This window comes from Streptococcus sp. FSL E2-3494 (genome assembly GCF_038007085.1).
Lineage (GTDB): Bacteria > Bacillota > Bacilli > Lactobacillales > Streptococcaceae > Streptococcus > Streptococcus thermophilus.
The window spans coordinates 108,107-125,146 of sequence record NZ_JBBOWN010000003.1 but is presented as its reverse complement, the minus strand read 5'-3'; the positions used below and the strand labels follow the sequence as shown (position 1 = coordinate 125,146).

The 17,040-nt window shown below is 38.6% G+C and carries 11 protein-coding genes and 1 pseudogene; 1 reads left to right on the top strand and 11 read right to left on the bottom strand.

The window, feature by feature from the left end; genetic code table 11:
* Positions 1 to 217: 217 nt before the first annotated feature.
* The 6 genes and pseudogenes from NST05_RS10260 to NST05_RS10225 all read right to left on the bottom strand — a co-directional run bounded on the left by NST05_RS10260 (position 218) and on the right by NST05_RS10225 (position 9,703).
* Positions 218 to 1,707: pseudogene (locus NST05_RS10260) on the bottom strand (SH3 domain-containing protein).
* A 167-nt stretch (positions 1,708 to 1,874) separates the two neighbouring features.
* Positions 1,875 to 4,493 carry an alanine--tRNA ligase gene (gene alaS, locus NST05_RS10245; protein WP_340743032.1) on the bottom strand — a complete coding sequence of 873 codons (2,619 nt, stop codon included), beginning with the start codon at positions 4,491 to 4,493 and terminating at the stop codon, positions 1,875 to 1,877.
* Between the two features lie 341 nt (positions 4,494 to 4,834).
* Positions 4,835 to 5,977, bottom strand: a complete 1,143-nt coding sequence (locus NST05_RS10240; RefSeq protein WP_340725872.1) for a peptidyl-prolyl cis-trans isomerase — start codon at positions 5,975 to 5,977, stop codon at positions 4,835 to 4,837.
* A gap of 61 nt (positions 5,978 to 6,038) precedes the next feature.
* Entirely contained in the window at positions 6,039 to 6,746 is a 708-nt protein-coding gene (locus tag NST05_RS10235) for an O-methyltransferase (RefSeq protein ID WP_179974294.1), read from the bottom strand.
* Positions 6,747 to 6,927: 181 nt separating this feature from the next.
* On the bottom strand, positions 6,928 to 8,733 hold the full coding sequence (gene pepF / locus NST05_RS10230; protein ID WP_340743031.1) for an oligoendopeptidase F: 1,806 nt from the start codon (positions 8,731 to 8,733) through the stop codon (positions 6,928 to 6,930).
* 10 nt (positions 8,734 to 8,743) lie between these two features.
* A complete protein-coding gene (locus tag NST05_RS10225) occupies positions 8,744 to 9,703 on the bottom strand; it encodes a competence protein CoiA (protein WP_179972697.1) in 960 nt (319 codons plus the stop codon).
* A 1,302-nt stretch (positions 9,704 to 11,005) separates the two neighbouring features.
* On the opposite strand from NST05_RS10225, the gene NST05_RS10220 reads away from it, so the two are divergent.
* A complete protein-coding gene (locus NST05_RS10220; RefSeq protein WP_064355426.1) occupies positions 11,006 to 11,902 on the top strand; it encodes a LysR family transcriptional regulator in 897 nt (298 codons plus the stop codon).
* A 277-nt stretch (positions 11,903 to 12,179) separates the two neighbouring features.
* Here the strand turns inward: NST05_RS10220 and metG are convergent, their stop codons facing one another.
* The 5 genes from metG to NST05_RS10195 form a co-directional block, all read right to left on the bottom strand.
* The gene (gene metG, locus NST05_RS10215) at positions 12,180 to 14,183 is read right to left on the bottom strand and encodes a methionine--tRNA ligase (RefSeq protein ID WP_340743030.1); all 2,004 of its coding nucleotides are present in this window, start codon (positions 14,181 to 14,183) and stop codon (positions 12,180 to 12,182) included.
* A gap of 193 nt (positions 14,184 to 14,376) precedes the next feature.
* Positions 14,377 to 14,784, bottom strand: coding sequence for a hypothetical protein (locus NST05_RS10210; protein ID WP_231910734.1), 408 nt, complete (start codon positions 14,782 to 14,784; stop codon positions 14,377 to 14,379).
* Complete coding sequence (locus tag NST05_RS10205) at positions 14,781 to 15,017, bottom strand: hypothetical protein (RefSeq protein WP_023909436.1); 237 nt, start codon at positions 15,015 to 15,017, stop codon at positions 14,781 to 14,783. The genes NST05_RS10210 and NST05_RS10205 overlap by 4 nt, the downstream gene beginning before the upstream one ends.
* Before the next feature lie 440 nt (positions 15,018 to 15,457).
* The gene (locus NST05_RS10200) at positions 15,458 to 15,871 is read right to left on the bottom strand and encodes a hypothetical protein (protein WP_084828536.1); all 414 of its coding nucleotides are present in this window, start codon (positions 15,869 to 15,871) and stop codon (positions 15,458 to 15,460) included.
* 770 nt (positions 15,872 to 16,641) lie between these two features.
* Positions 16,642 to 16,800, bottom strand: a complete 159-nt coding sequence (locus tag NST05_RS10195) for a hypothetical protein (RefSeq protein ID WP_179972693.1) — start codon at positions 16,798 to 16,800, stop codon at positions 16,642 to 16,644.
* Positions 16,801 to 17,040 lie beyond the last annotated feature (240 nt).

The window sequence follows — 17,040 nt, the reverse complement described above, 5'->3', positions numbered from 1 at the left end:
TACTAAATATTTCTCACTTGCCCACTAGTATACCAATTTTTTTGACTTGTTCCCACTTTAATCATAAACTCATAAACTATCCGATTTTCGTCATAATCGACAAAAATGACCGACTTATATTTATATATTCGTTATTTTCTAAAAATCAAAAGTAAAAAGATTACTAAACAAATAGTAATCTTTTTCGTACTAGTTAAAGAGAGTGATGTTACAACTCTTAAGAAATATCCACCACATAGCGTCTTAAACGCTATAGGTTACATAAGACAACCAGGTGTGGCCATCAGCTGTTAGGACCTTGTCATAGCGAACGGACATGACCTTATCATAGTAGGCTAACTCTGGGCTAGCAACACTTGGTTGAGCCTTAATAGAGCTAGGTTTTGTAAAGGTATAGGTTCCAGTTATCGCTAGGCTTGGGCTTGCTGATTGAGCAACTGCTGTTGCCTTACCATCAATAGCAATGTAACGGCGGTTACCTCCACGACTAACATAAGAGAGCCATGTATGACCATCTGCAGTCACCACTTTGTCATAGTTAACAGACATACCAGCATCATAGTAGGCCAACTCTGGGCTTACGACACTTGGTTCTGCTTTAATAATAGAACGTTCTTTGAAGGTATAAGTTCCTGAGTCAGGAAGGCTATGGCCAGTAGTTATATGAGTTTCTTCAACCTTGGCAGGAACTGTGTGAGTTGTGCCACCCACACCAACTAATTTACCATTAGTTTCAACAAAGTAAAGATGTACATTGTAGAGACCACGTTCATTCTTGTGGTCACTTAGACCGACATTAACCTTGTAGTTACGATTATTAAGACGAGTCGCATTGTACCAAATGATGTCATCTTGGCCATTCCTTTCAGACCAGATTGGAACAGACACTCCTACGACACCATTTTGATCTGATACATTACTGATAACCACGCTAAAGTCACCATTATCATGACTTTCAATAGCCATGTCGCCTCTTGGTTTAGCCAGAGACTCTACGACAACACCTAGGTCGACATAACGACGAGTACCATTGTATGACACATAAGAAATCCATTGGTGATTGTCTCTCTTCAAGACCTTGTCATAGATAACATGGTCGCCTGAACTAAAGACAAAAGTAGGTTTGATATCCATGACTGGAGCTGTACGAATTTCAGTTGTACGACGGAAATAAAACGTACCGTATGATGGGATATCAAGAAAAACATCAGCAGTCACTAGACCATCTGCACCAGGATGACTAGCATTAGTTGAGACAGTCCGAAGACTAGTATCGACAGCTTCACGGTCAGTAGGTCTAGCTTCAGCAACTTCTGAAGTCGCTTAACGGTCAATTTCACTTGCCACTTCTGAACTAGCCACTGACGTCGCTTCAGAACGTGGGCTAGCCACCTCTGATTTAGAAACAGAAGCAACTTCACTGCTGGTAAGATTAGGTCTTGGTGCTTCCGATTTTGACACAGGTTCATTGAGAACATCGGTAACAGCTTCCTAAGTTGCCTGCTCAAATTGTGGTGCTTCAGAATTATTTAAAATAACTTCATAGTCCTTGCTGGAACTTACGCTATTGGCTTGTTCCTGAGCCAAAACATGTCCACCAAGCATCAAACTTGCACCAATCAAAACTGATGTAGCTCTAAAAGAATATTTACGTATTGAGTAACGTTGACGTTCCTTAAAAACATATGCCTTTCTCTTTTTGATCACTCTCACTTTCTAGGCTGTTTGATAAAAAAATAGGAACCGTTTTCACACTTTTATTATACCCCTTTGAAATATTTTTTTACAATTATTTCAATATTATTACTAATTTTTTTAAGAAAAAAGATAGGATTTTCATCCTACCTTTTAAGTTTCTTTTATTGTATCACATCTTAAAACTGTTCTGCTACTGCTGAGAGAAGATCTTGGATACTGTTAGCATCGCTACCACCGGCCATAGCCATATCTGGTTTACCACCACCACGACCTGATACGATTGGTGCAAGAACCTTGATAAGATTACCTGCGTGAACGTTTTCAGACTTACTTGCTACAAGGACATTAACTTTTTCTCTGATGTGAGCCGCAAGGACAAGAACATCTGAGTAGTCTGCTTGTTTCCATTGGTCAGCAAAAGTACGAAGGGCACCAGCATCAGAAACTTCTACTTGGCTAGCAATGTAACGAACACCGTTAGCTTCTTTAACATCTTTGAAGACGTCACCAGCGGCAGCGGCAGCTGCTTTTTCTTTAAGAGTAGCATTTTCTTTTTGAAGGGCATGCAATTGCTCTTGAAGGCTAGCAACCTTGTTAGGCACTTCTCTCAATTGTGGAGCCTTAAGTGTTGCTGCGATTGATTTGAGGGCATCTTCTTCTTCACGATAAGCAAGGTAAGCTTCACGTGATGTAACTGCCAAGATACGACGTGTTCCTGAACCGATACCTTCTTCTTTAACAATCTTGAACATACCGATTTCAGCTGTGTTGGCAACGTGAGTACCACCACAAAGCTCAACAGAGTAGTCGCCGATTGAAACGACACGAACACGCTTACCATATTTTTCACCAAAGAGGGCCATAGCTCCCATTGACTTAGCAGTGTCAATATCTGTTTCAATAGTTGTTACTGGAGTTGCTTTCCAGATTTCTTCGTTGACCTGTTCTTCGATAGCACGTAATTCTTCTGGAGTTACCGCCTCAAAGTGAGTGAAGTCGAAACGCAAGAATTCTTGCTCGTTAAGAGAACCGGCTTGGACTGCGTGATTACCAACGATGTTGTGAAGGGCAGCATGCAAGAGGTGAGTTGCTGTGTGGTTTTTCATAACACGGTGACGACGTGAGTGGTCAATTTCAAGTTTGTAGTTAGCTCCGACAACAAGTTCACCTTCAACCTCAACAGTATGAAGAGCTTGTCCATTTGGTGCACGTTGAACATCAACAACACGCGCAACAGTAGTACCCGCTGCATCTGAAATAATACCGTGGTCTGCTACTTGTCCACCCATTTCAGCGTAGAATGGTGTTTGTTCAAAGACAAGAAGAGCCTGGCCAGAATTTACACTATCATGACGAGCATCATCAGCAACGATTACGCTCAAACGACTTTCTGCAGTTTCCGCTTCATACAAGAACTCAGATGGTTCAGTGATGTTAGCAAGAGTTTCATTTTGCATACCCATAGACCCACCTTTAACCACGCTAGCACGCGCACGGTCTTGTTGTTCTTTCATGGCAGCTTTGAAACCTTCATGGTCAATCTTGAAGCCTTCGTCTTTAGCTAATTCTTCTGTCAATTCCACTGGGAATCCGTAAGTATCGTAAAGTTTAAAGATATCTTTACCTTCAAGCGTATCTTTACCAGATTTCTTAAGGTTAGCAAGAAGTTCATCAAGCATGCTTGAACCTGCATCGATAGTACGTGCAAAGGTTTCTTCTTCACGTTTAACAATTTTCTCGATAAAGTCTTTCTTCTCAAGAACTTCTGGGTAATAGCTTTCCATGATTTGACCAACAGTTGGGACAAGTTTATACAAGAAAGCATCAAAAATACCAAGACGACGACCGTGCATTACGGCACGACGGAGAAGACGACGAAGAACATAACCACGGCCTTCATTACCTGGAAGGGCACCATCACCGATAGCAAAGGCCAATGAACGTATGTGGTCTGCGATAACTTTGAAGCTCAATGTTTCACCATCTGGATCATAAGCTTTACCAGACATTTTTTCAATTTCACGAATAATAGGCATGAAAAGGTCTGTTTCAAAGTTTGTTTTAGCCCCTTGCATTACGGCTACAAGACGTTCAAGACCTGCACCCGTATCAATGTTTTTATTAGGAAGCTCTTTGTATTCTGAACGTGGAACAGCTGGATCTGCATTAAATTGTGACAAAACAATGTTCCAAATTTCAATGTAACGGTCGTTTTCAATATCCTCTTCAAGCAAGCGAATACCAATATTATCAGGGTCAAATTCTTCTCCACGATCAAAGAAGATCTCAGTGTCTGGTCCAGAAGGACCTGCACCGATTTCCCAGAAATTATCTTCGATTGGAATCAAGTGACTTGGCTCAACTCCACAAGCAATCCAACGGTTGTATGAATCTTTATCATCCGGGTAATAAGTCATGTAAAGTTTGTCTTTTGGAAGATCAAACCACTCTGGGCTTGTCAAAAGCTCATAACCCCACTCGATAGCCTCATCACGGAAGTAATCACCAACTGAGAAGTTACCAAGCATTTCAAACATTGTGTGGTGACGAGCTGTCTTACCAACGTTTTCGATATCATTGGTACGGATAGCCTTTTGTGAGTTGGTGATACGTGGATTTTCAGGAATCACAGAGCCATCAAAATATTTCTTCAAAGTGGCAACCCCTGAGTTAATCCAAAGAAGAGTTGGGTCGTTAACTGGAATCAAGTTAGCTGATGGTTCAACAGCATGACCTTTTGATTTCCAGAAATCAAGCCACATTTGGCGAATTTGTGCTGAAGTAAGTTGTTTCATTATTTCTCCTTAATTATTTCTTAATTTATACCATTTAGAAAATACTAAAAGAATAAAAGACAAAACCACTAAACGAAGGGCGACGTGAACCGCGGTACCACCTTCATTCAATGACCTTGTCATTCTTATTTTTCTTTAATTATAAACTTTGAGTAGCAAGTAATCTCATCCGTCCATGGCTCGCAGCGACCGCCACTTTTCTGTATCTGAATCAATGATTACCTTTCTCAAAGGGAAGACTCAGAGTTTCCTAACATTAAAACTCTTTGTTACTTTCCATTTTAACGTGTTTTAGGTCTTAGGTCAAGTTGATAACAACATTATCAACTTGATCTTATGATTTATTTGCTAGAGCTTGATGTTGAACTTGATGAAGCTCCAGAACTAGTCACATACTGGTCAAGAATTCCACTAAAGGCTTTATCTACAACCTTAACATTGTATTTTTTAAGAACCTTGGCAATTACTGAGTTAGTGAAATTAGTATCAGCTTTCTTACCATTGATGATTATCTTAGTCAAATCATCTTTATAGTTTTTCCAATCTGCATTTTTCTCAGATTTTGAAACAGTTTTGACGACGTAGTAAGTTGCAGCACCAGTTGAGCTGTTTGAAACAGTTACTACATCAGAAACGGCATTAGCATCTTGCTTGAAGGCCGCTGTCAAAACATCTGTTGGAAAGTCTTGAGAAGCCGAGTTAACTGTCTTAGAAGTTACTTTCAAGTTGTTATCCTTAGCAACTTTCGAGAAGTCTGCTCCTTCTGCTTTAGCTTCAGAAGCTACTTTATCTGCCACGGCTTTATCAGTAGTTGAAACTACTTGCACCTCTGTATTTGGTATGTAATTATCATAAGCAGCCTTGTAATTTGCTTCCGTCAAATATTTTTGTGCAGCTTGGTTAACAGCGTACTCAACCAATTTCTGTGTACGGATTTGAGTACGGTATGACTCTTCTGTCTGACCATAGGCTGCAAGCACTTGTGAAAATTGGTCTCCGTATTGTTTTGAAGCTTGTTTATAGGCTTTATCAACATCTTCTTTGCTGACCTTGTTACCGTATTCTTTTTCAAGAACCTTTTGCAACGTTACACTCAAAACACTTTGTTGTGTTTGGTTGCTACCTTTAAGCAAATTAAAGACATCCCCAACAGTAACAGTATCACCTTTCATAGATACTAAGATTGTTTCTTCAGTCGTTTTGTTTCCTAGATAAACATACATAGCACCAGCACCAACAAGGGCTGAAACAGCTACAAGGGCAAGACCTCGGAGAAAGGGAGCACCTGATCTTGTTTTAACGGCATCACGAGTTTTCTTAGTTTTAACACGTTTAGCTTTTTCTTTCGCTTTTTCTCTGGCGAGGGCAATGCTTTCCTCTTCTTCTTTTTGACGATCAAGTTGCTCTTGTTCTGTATCTTTATCTGCTACAACCTCTTCAACAGTTTCTTCTGTTGACTCAAGGTTTTCATTTTCTTTAGCCATTTTATCTACTCCTTAAATTGTCAAAATCTCTATTATTATACCACACTTACTTAAATAATGCTTAATCTGGCAAAATAATATTTTCAGAATTTTTCCGAATCATAAGAAGTCCATCACTCATAGGTATCAAACTAGCAGTCAAATCAGGGTTATCTAAAGTCGCATCAAAAAGGCGATGCAAGCCACGATAGATAGTTCGCTGACCACGACGAACCTCCATGATGTCTTTGGCAATATCCCCACCTTGGAAAACATCATCAAAGACAATGACACCACCAACTGTAAGATGTTTTAAGATTTCAGGCAGAAAGACGATATATTTAGACTTGGCTGAGTCCATAAAGACAAAATCATAATTTGTGTCTAAGTCTTGCAATACCTCGGCAGCATCTCCTTCGACCAAGGTAATTTGTTTGCGACTGTCATACTTAGCTAGATTTTCCTTGGCAAAGCCAATCATTTCTTCATTACGATCAATTGTCGTAATCTGAGCATCAGGTGCATATTCAGCCATAAGAAGGGCTGAAAAACCAATAGCTGTTCCTACCTCAAGAATTTTCTTAGGCTGTAAGGTCTGCAACAAAAATCGGAAATATGCAACAACCTCGTGTTGGATAATCGGAATATTCTCCTTACGAGCAAAGACCTCCAGTTCAGCCAAGTGCCCTGTACTCTCCTTAAGATGCTTTCGCATGTAGTCCACGATATCCTTGTTTACTATAGGACGACGCATGTTGTGGTTTGCATTTTTACTATATGATTTAACCATGTGTATTATTATATAAAAAATCCCTATCGAGTGCTAGAGATTTTGATTAATAGAAACATCTTTTTTGACATTCCCAGTCATTAGATTGTAAAAACCTACATTTAAGACAGCCACTCTTAAACCTAAAAAAGAACCACTCTTTTCCAGAATGATTCTCTCAATATAGTATACTGACTTCTTTTTAAGAAAGATGAACACCTTTTTCAACCAAAGCTTCCAATTCAACTAAGCGGTCTTCGAAAACCTTGAAAGCTGCATCCAAGTAATCAGTGTTGGTCATGTCAACGCCAGCTTTCTTGATAACTTCCAAAGGATAGTCTGAGCTACCTGCCTTAAGGTACGTAAGGTAAGCTTCTTTATCTTCTTCATTACCATGAACAATCTTTTCTGCCAAGTAGCTTGCTGCTGCAAATCCTGTAGCATATTGATAGACATAGTAATTCATGTAGAAATGCGGAATACGTTCCCACTCAAACTGAATTTCGTAGTTATCTTCAGCTTTAAGGTTATAGTATTTCTCATTGAGGTCTGCATAAAGCTTATTCAAGAAGTCTGCTGTCAAGATTTGACCCGATGCATCCGCTTCATGGATAGCATGCTCAAACTCGGCAAATTGCGTTTGACGGAAGACGGTTCCCTTAAATCCATCTAAATAGTGGTTAAGGATAGCAAAACGTGTCTTATCATCTTTAACTTCTTTAAGAAGTGTTTCTGTCAAGATATTTTCATTAGTTGTAGACGCAATTTCAGCCAAGAAGATTGGGTAATCTCCGTAAACATATGGTTGTGTCTGACGTGTGAAAGTTGAATGCAAACTGTGGCCAGTCTCGTGAACCAAGGTAAAGAGATTGTCCAAAGTGTCTTGCCAGTTCAAAAGCATGAAAGCATTGGTATCATAGGCACCACCTGAGTAGGCACCTGAACGTTTCCCTTTGTTAGGGTGAACATCAATCCAACGTTCCGTAAAGGCTGTATGAACCCCTTTACTATACTCCTCACCAAAGATAGCCAAGACTTCCTCTGCTTTCTTGAGGGCTTCTTCATAAGTAAGAGCAGTCTCTGCCTCAGAAAGTGGTGCATAAACATCATACATCTTAAGCTTATCAAGTCCCAACACCTTCTTACGCAAATCAAGGTAACGGTGCAAAAGTGGCAAATGCCTATTCACTGATTCTAAGAGTGAGTCATAAACACTTTCTGGAATAAAGTTAGCTGCAAGTGCTGCATGACGTGCCGAATTATAGTGACGAACTTTAGCCATATAATTGTGAACCTTGACAACGCCTTGAAGTGTTTGTGCATAGGTATGTTGGAACTGCTCATAAGTTCCATACATAGCTTCATAGGCTCCCTTACGGACTTCACGATTCTTAGATTCCATGAGGGTGATAAAGTTACCATGTGTCAACTCAATCACATCCCCTTGACCATCCGATACCCATGGAAAGAGGATATCAGCATTATCCAAGACGTTGAAGGTATCCGTTGGACCATTAAAAATATCACCAGCTGTTGCCAAGAGTTCTTCTGCTTCTTGAGAAAGAACGTGGTCTTTGTTTGCCAAAAGACGTTCGAAATAGTGGTCATAAAGTCCAAGACCTGGCTCTTGTTCTTTGAAGGATACTATTTTTTCAGCTTCCAAAGCCATAAATTCAGGCTCAAAGTAGGCAAAGGCTTCACTCAACTGTGAGTATAGGTTTGAGGCTTTGGCTTTGTACTCTTGGTAAAGACCTACCGTTGTATCTTGGTCATTTTTCATTGACGCATAAACGTAGATTTTTTCCAAACGACGCATCAAACTCATATAAAGTTCTGTTGCCTCAAGCAAATTCTTGGCTGAGTCCAAGAGGTGACCAGCAAAGGAACTAGCCTTCTTCAAATCCTGAACAATGCTTTCATATTCAGTCTCCCAATTAGCGTCTGTCGCAAAAATGGTGGTCAAATCCCATGTATATTTTTCTTCTAAATGACAACGATTGTCTGACATAATATTCTCCTTAATTGTGTCTATACTCTACTATTTTAGCATAAAAGATGGGAGGGCACAGGGTTTGCTTATAAGAAAAATCCATTTTTCGATAATACTGCATAAAAAGCTTTTCAAAACCATCAATAGATAATCTAATTTGGACAAATCCTTGCTTAGACTCTGGAAACCGCACTTGTGGAAAAAAATCCTGATCGGACAAACTTAACAAATTCATCCCCTTAAGATAAGCCTCCTCCTGCCTTCTCATCCATCTTGGATTTTTCCCCATTAATTCCCGTTGAATAACATGTGAGACTTTCTTTCGCTGAGTCACTTGATAAGTCTCCACCTTTCTGGCCTGATAAGGAAAACGTAATATGGTCATGAGATTTTCTATTAAAGACCAGGTCTTAGTTAAGTAATAAACTCTCCCAAAAATATCCTCATAGATGAGATACTTAAGTCTAATCTCTTCCCTCTCCCAATCAAGTTCCCAGAGGTGGAAACCTATCTTAGTTGTAAAATAAAGAAAATCACGCTGTAGATCTGTTAAACGCTGTCCCAACCACAGTTCTTTCCCCAAAAGCCATCGTACCTCGTAACCTATTTGATGGTAAGCTAAAGTCCGCTCTCTTAAACGTTTCTGTGATAAACGAGAACACTGGACTTCCAAAGCTAAGGAATCTCCAACGAATAAATCCGCAATTTGACCTAACTCAGGCAGAACCTTTTCAATACAAACTCTTTCACCATGATTGTCCAGGGATTGATACACAGTGGCTTTTAGGGATAAATGTTGGGCCGATTCGTTTTCTGAGAAAAACTGACAATCCTGCAAAGATTTATGGGCAAAATGCGGGCATAATACCTTTCCCTGTCTCAACAATACAATTCCTTGACAGCCAGGGCACCTATAAATTTCCTCACGATTCAACCCATTTTCAAGAGCCGAAACCAAGAGCCCTTTCTGATTTTTAGCGATTAACATGACTCCCTCCTTTATACACTCCATTACTTATTCGCAAAAGATGTCATAAAATGAAAAAAAGCATCTAGATTTCTCTAGATGTATCCCCTATTCAAATTAAAACTTGCTCCCTGATGTATGGAAACATAGGTTCATAGGTGTATTACCTACTTTAAGATACAAGTGCCGATCAATCCATTTGAACTCTTTTCAATTTCTAGAGGTAAATCCCCAATCTACCCTGAAATTAAAAGTCGAAAACAGTCTCTATCCCACACGACCATTGAAAATAGTCAATGTAGCATAGACAGATGCTCTCACAAACATCTAGTCAAATTCCATCTCTAAAACACCATTCCAATATGCTTCTTACCCTCTAGTTCCTAATTCTCATCAAGGACTTGCTTCCTTTAGTCAATAACAAGTTAAAACAATTTTTAAATTTGGATAATCACCATCCAAAATCCTTATTTACTAACATCGAACCACCATTTCCCTAGGTGCAGTTCAATACCAACAAACGCAAAACCGTGTTGGTACAAAATGGTTTCTATCAAAGAACATCTTGTGATTGATAGTCAGTCAATCTAAAAAGCTTTCCCTCTAGCTTTTTGTGCAAATCGTCACACTGCGTACAAAATACTATTTTCTAGAAGAGTATCAGCTAAAATAGCTACTCTCAAAACACACCACCTGTTAAGAAAAGATTTAGTCCGCCTTCTGATAGATCTATTTGCAGGTACTGCTCTATTTTCTTTCCCTCTCCATTTAAAAAAGTACTCTCCCTTAAACTCGCCTTCCAGAATAGGATTAGATCTCCAAAACATGTGTTAGAAGTCGTCTTCTTATCATCCTGATTTTTTGGATTGGCTCGTCTAGAAAATCTCACCCACCAACCTTTAGACGCAACCCTGGTTCAAGTTTACTATGCCTCGGCTATCGGTATATTCTTTTCCGCTATTTATCTACGTACTGGCAGTCTCTGATGGACTATTTATTGTTCTGCACTTTTTGGTTATTTTTACTAGTTTCCTTCTGTCACAAGCGACACAGGCTGCTCCAGCTACAAATATTTGGTATTTCATTCTCTGGTTGCTACTGATTACCATAGTACTCTTCCTCATTCGGCCTAAAAAATTGGAAGCCATTAGACGTCTTAGCAACTGACACTTTATACAGCATTCCATCAGTACTCCTATAAGATCTGACTTTATAAAAATTTCATATCAGGTCTTCATCTATTCCTATCAGGATTTTACTGATATTAGACTTCTCATTTTGTTATAATATAGGTCACAATCATATTTTAAAAAGGGGTTGCTTATGAATTTTCAACAATGTCGCTATGTTCAGACTATCTCTGAAACAGGCTCATTTAGTAAGGCTGCTAAGAAGCTTTTTTTGACCCAGCCTAATCTTTCAGCATCCATTCGTGATTTAGAGGAAGAACTGGGAGTTCTACTCTTTGAGCGCTCCAATACGGGAGCCAAACTGACTGATGATGGCCATGATTTTCTAAAATACGCCAAACGTATCCTTAGGGAGCTAGATCTACTAGAAGGACGCTATCACAAGTCCTTTAAGAAATCGTTCACCATTGCCAGTCACCACTATGATTTTTTGTCACTTCCCATGGCTCATATTGCCAAACGTTTCCGTAGTGATTATCAAGAATTTCAATTAATCGAAACAACAACTAGAAAGATTCTCAAGAGCGTAGAGAGTTTCGAAAGTGACTTGGGGATTATTTATCTCGATGAAGATAACGTCCACATCCTAGAGCGCAGTTTCAAACACATGGATTTGACTTTCACCCCACTTGGAGACTTTGAAACCAAGATTTTCTTGGGACGTCAACATCCCTTAGCCAAGAAAAAATCTCTAAATCTCAAGGATTTAGAGGGATATCCACAAGTCCGTTTTCGTCAGGAAAGCTCTGGAATTCATCTCACCGAGGATCCGCTAGAAGTCCTGCCTGACCAGCAAGTTATCTACAGTAATGACCGAGGCAGTGTCATGAATCTGCTATGTTCCTCTGATAGTTATGCTTCTGGCCTTGGTATTGTCAACAGTTTTATCAAGGACCAGATTGTCCTAATCCCACTTAAGGATAGTCCCAAGCACACTTTGGGTTTTGTAACCAACAATAAACAAAAACAATCTACAATTATTCAAGCATTTATCGAAGAAATTCGAGATAGCTTACTAACCCACCACTAAGGAGACCTTGATGCTATTAGTAAACTAAACAGATACCCTAATGCCTATGGACCTGATGGAAACGTAGAACAAATTAAACATTTATTGAAATATAGTGTATAAAAAAACGAGTTCGACTGAACTCGTTTTAATGTTAAAAATATCTCTTTTCATTACTCTTAGGTGAGTAGGGGTATACAACGAAATCAAAATAAGGAATGGAACAGAAGGCTTATCATTCAAAATCAATTCGTTTTCCCACTCCCACTTAAGGAAATACTATAAAACAGAATTACTGTTAGCCAATCACACTTCCATTTGGAACAGATGGATCTACTGTCAAGACAGTGAGTTTACCGTCATGTTCAGCAGAAAGAATCATACCTTGGCTGACATATTTCTTCATCATCTTACGTGGTTTAAGGTTCGCCACGACTTGAAGTTTCTTGCCGACCAATTCTTGTTCGTTTGGATAGAATTTAGCGATACCTGAGAGGATTTGACGGTCTTCACCGTCACCAGTATCAAGACGGAAACGGAGCAATTTATCTGAACCTTCGACTTTTTCTACTTCTTTAACTTCAGCAACACGGATTTCAACCTTGTCAAAGTCTTCAAATTTGATTTGGTCTTTTTCAGATTTAAGTTCGACTTCTTCTGGGTTCCATTCTTTTTCTTGTGGTTTGCCTGCGTTCATTTGAGATTGGATGTAGGCAATTTCTTCGTCCATGTCAAGACGTGGGAAGATTGGAGTTCCTTTTGAAATAACTGTAACATTTTCTGGGAAACCTGAAAGTTCAAGATTTTCAAGGTCAAATACCACTGGCAATCCGAGCTGTTCCATGATGGCATTTGAAGTGCTCATCATGAACGGTTGGATCAGGTGGGCTACCACACGAAGGCTAGCTGCCAAGTGAGCCATCACTGCTCTCAATTGTTCCTCGTCACCATCTTCTTTCGCAAGTACCCAAGGGGCTGTTTCATCAATGTACTTATTGGTACGTGAGATGATATTCCACACAGCATCTAGGGCGCGTGGGAAGTCCACAGCATTCATTTGTTTGTGGAACTCTTCGATATTTTCAGCAACAACCTTAGCCAAATCAGCATCAAAGTCTGTAACATTCTCAATATAGGCAGGTACTTGACCATCGAAATACTTGTTAATCATGGCAACTGTACGGTTAAGAAGGTTTCCGAGGTCATTAGCCAACTCATAGTTGATACGGGCCAGATAGTCTTCTGGCGTGAAAGTGCCATCTGAACCGACCGGAAGACTACGCATGAGGTAGTAACGAAGGGGATCAAGACCGAATCGCTCTACCAACATTTCTGGATAGATGACATTACCCTTAGACTTAGACATCTTACCGTCTTTCATGACAAACCAACCATGAGCAACAAGACGTGTAGGCAATGGTAAATCAAGTGCCATCAAGATGATTGGCCAGTAGATTGAGTGGAAACGAAGGATGTCCTTACCAATCATGTGGATGATTTCGTGGTTTTTATCATTTTGCCAGAAAAGGTCAAAATTACCATGCTCATTCTGGCCATAACCGAGGGCAGTAATATAGTTGATAAGGGCATCAATCCACACATAAACCACATGTTTTGGATCTGATGGTACTTTAACTCCCCAAGTGAAGGTTGTACGTGATACCGCCAAATCTTCCAAGCCTGGCTCAATGAAGTTTTTAAGCATTTCATTCATACGACCATCAGGTTGGATAAATTCTGGGTGTTCTTTATAGAAGGCCGTCAAACGGTCTGCGTAGTTGCTGAGTTTAAAGAAATAGGATTCTTCAGACACTAGCTCCACTTCATGTCCTGATGGAGCCACACCACCAATGACATTGCCCTCTTCATCACGGTAAACTTCTACCAACTGACTTTCAGTGAAGAATTCTTCGTCTGAAACTGAGTACCAACCAGAGTATTCACCAAGGTAGATATCACCTTTTTCCAAGAGACGCTCGAAAACTTGAGCAACAACTTTTTCATGGTAATCATCAGTCGTACGAATGAATTTATCGTATGAGATATCCAAAAGTTGCCAGAGATCCTTAACACCAACAGCCATACTATCCACATACTCTTGTGGTGTGATTCCTGCTTCTTCAGCCCTTTGTTGAATCTTTTGGCCGTGTTCATCAAGCCCAGTAAGGTAGAAGACATCATAGTTCATCATACGTTTGTAACGTGCCAAGACGTCACAAGCAATGGTTGTATAGGCAGAACCAATATGCAATTTACCAGATGGGTAGTAGATAGGTGTTGTGATGTAGAATGTTTTTGTCATTTTAATTTCCTTTCATGTGTTAACAAATGGGCTAACACTGATGATATAACATCTTATTATAGCACGTTTTGGACACTAAAAAAACCAGACTAGCTGATTTTTGCTCTTTTAATATTCACCTAGGAATGAAAGAATTTTTTATCGTCCCTAACATCACGCTCATAGTCGTAATCCAGTTTTTTCTCTTCTTTTGTTAGACGTTTAAAGATTTTTTCTTCTGAAAGTTTGCCTTTTTTATCATAGGTAAGGACATTGATTTTATCGCTATTAACCTTATAGTGAACTGTCTCTTTATGAAATTCCTTATAAGACTTAATATAAACTTTTTACTATCGTCGATATCAGATTTAGTGGTATGTTCGTCCACCTTATAATGATTATCTACAGCTTTCTCAACGACTTTTGTATAATCGACCAAAGATATTGTTAGTTCGAGCGTTATAGACCAGTTGTCAAAACGGAAAGCTTTTTCAGTATCACAATCCAAGTTAACCTCACCAGCCAAGGTATATTCATAAAATTTCAACTGATTGCCTTTAACTTTAACAAAATCACCGTCTTTTAACTTACTTTTCTCATAGAATTTCATACCATCAATCATCTTTTTTTGTCCTTATCATAATATCGATAATTTTCTTCTAAGATTTCACCTCCCTCTAGGTAGGTATAAGCATAACCACCAAAAGAAAGTGAAATTATTACATCTGCTCCAATAACAGAAGCAATAACGATTGTAACTTTCTTAGATAAGCCTTTTTTAGATGCCACAACTGGTGTCACTTGTTCAGTTACTGGCTCACTCACATGAACTTGTGGCTGACTATTCTCTGACACAGGCTCTGAGGCTATAAATTCGCCGTTCGCTTTAGCTTGTTGAATTTCTTTTTCGGTTAGTTTGCGATTATTGATTGTTTTGAAATAATCTAACCACTCATTTTTTGTTCATAAAAGTCCCCTTTTTATTGATCTTTCCATTCTACAAGAAAAGAGACTTTTAAGCTATTTGACTATTTTCATACAAAGAAAAGCAATACCAGATTAGAAACTCAAGTCTCTTTCTAATACCACTTTACTTATTTATGAAATTAACTGATTAGATTTTATCAATTCCTTTTTTTGCTACTATCGCTATCGTTAGAGCCTGATTCAGAATCACTGCCATAACCATAATCAAAGTGATCCTTGTAGTTATCATATTGATCACTATATTTTTTCAAATCTTTCTTATAATCTTTGATGGCATCCTTATAGTCATCCCAGCGCTCCTCAGCGTCTCACTTACTCATACGTTTATAAATAACACGTGATTGAAGTTCTCCATCCTTGTCATAAATAGACAGAGTATACTCGTTTCCTGTTTTGACGTAAGTACGTTTTTCTTTTAGAGATTTCTTATATGATTTTACAGATTCTTCAACAGCTTCTTTAGCAGCATCTTTAGTGTAGAATGAATAATCCTTAGACAGTTTCTTCACGAAATCTTTGGTAGTAGATTCAAACTCTTCAACCGTTAAAACCTCTGTCTGAGTCTTGTTCCATGGATCAAACTTCTGAGGGATATCACTTTCATACTCTAACAAGCTAACGTAAGATGATTTATTGTCTTCAAGATAAGTATAGTATCTAGAATTATTATTTTTAACTTCTACAAAAGAGTAAAAGTAAACATCATCAAAAGCGTCTACCATCTTATCTTTATCATCATTACGTTAAGAATAGGCTACTACCTCGTATGTTCCATCCGCAATCTTACCTGATTAGTAACGCCATATTGAGTAACCATCAACGATAAGTAAAATCGCTGTCAAGGATCCTAAGACTGATACCAAAATAATCTTAGTTTTCTTAAACATAGCTCTTTTAGGGGACACTACTTGTTGGAAAGTTGCTGCTGTTTGGGCAAACTGAGGCTATTGTGTCATAGCAATCACAAGTTAAGCTGGCTTAGTCGGCCTTTGTTCCCTCACTTGTCCATTTGAGCTTAAAATGTTAGGTCGCTCAAGTATAAACTCGCCAGTTGCTTGAGCTTGATATAACTCTGCCGGAGTTGGTTTACGACCGTTGACTAATTCAAAGTACTCAATCCACTCTTGCTGGTTTATAATAATCTCCTTTTTTATTGGTCTACTGTTTTATTGTACTAAAATAAATGACCAAATAGTATTTGACAATTATCATAAAGACTGTAAGTCTTTTTATAATTTTTTAGACAATGATTCTACACAGTAAAGAACTACTAGGTCAGTTTACTTATCAACGCCAGCTGAGATAATCATTTTCAGTTCGCCAATCAAATCTATACTCTAGTACAAATTTATATGCATTTTCATAACCCAAATGAAGGTCATCAGCTTCACTCGAATCCAAACGCTCAAAAACTCTTCAAGAAGAAATATTGGCATCCATATCATAAACATTTATTACGAAGCCGTTAGATCTTTTCTCATAAGTCTTTTTCTCAAGATTCTTTTAGTGAAACAAAAGGTTTCCCATCCCCATAAGAAAGAGAATAAAATTGAGATTTTATATTCTCAACAACTATAAACTCTTTATGTAAGGTATCATTATCTCTTCTCCCCCGCTTAGTCCAATTTACCAACTCATCTGAATATGCCAAAGTAGCTTCCTATTTTACCATCTGATAGGTGCCGTCTATAATATGGTTCTCTTGATACTTCCAAAACCTTCCACCTCTAATAGCTATTAAGACTATCACCATAAGACCTAGAACCAAAATAATAGCAACCTTTCATTTTGGGCTTTAGTCATACTTCTTTCCTCTAAATTAGCCTATTCTTTAGTACTATTTTAGAAAAAAAATAGAGAGAAAATCTGTTACTTGACTAGAAAAGCAAAA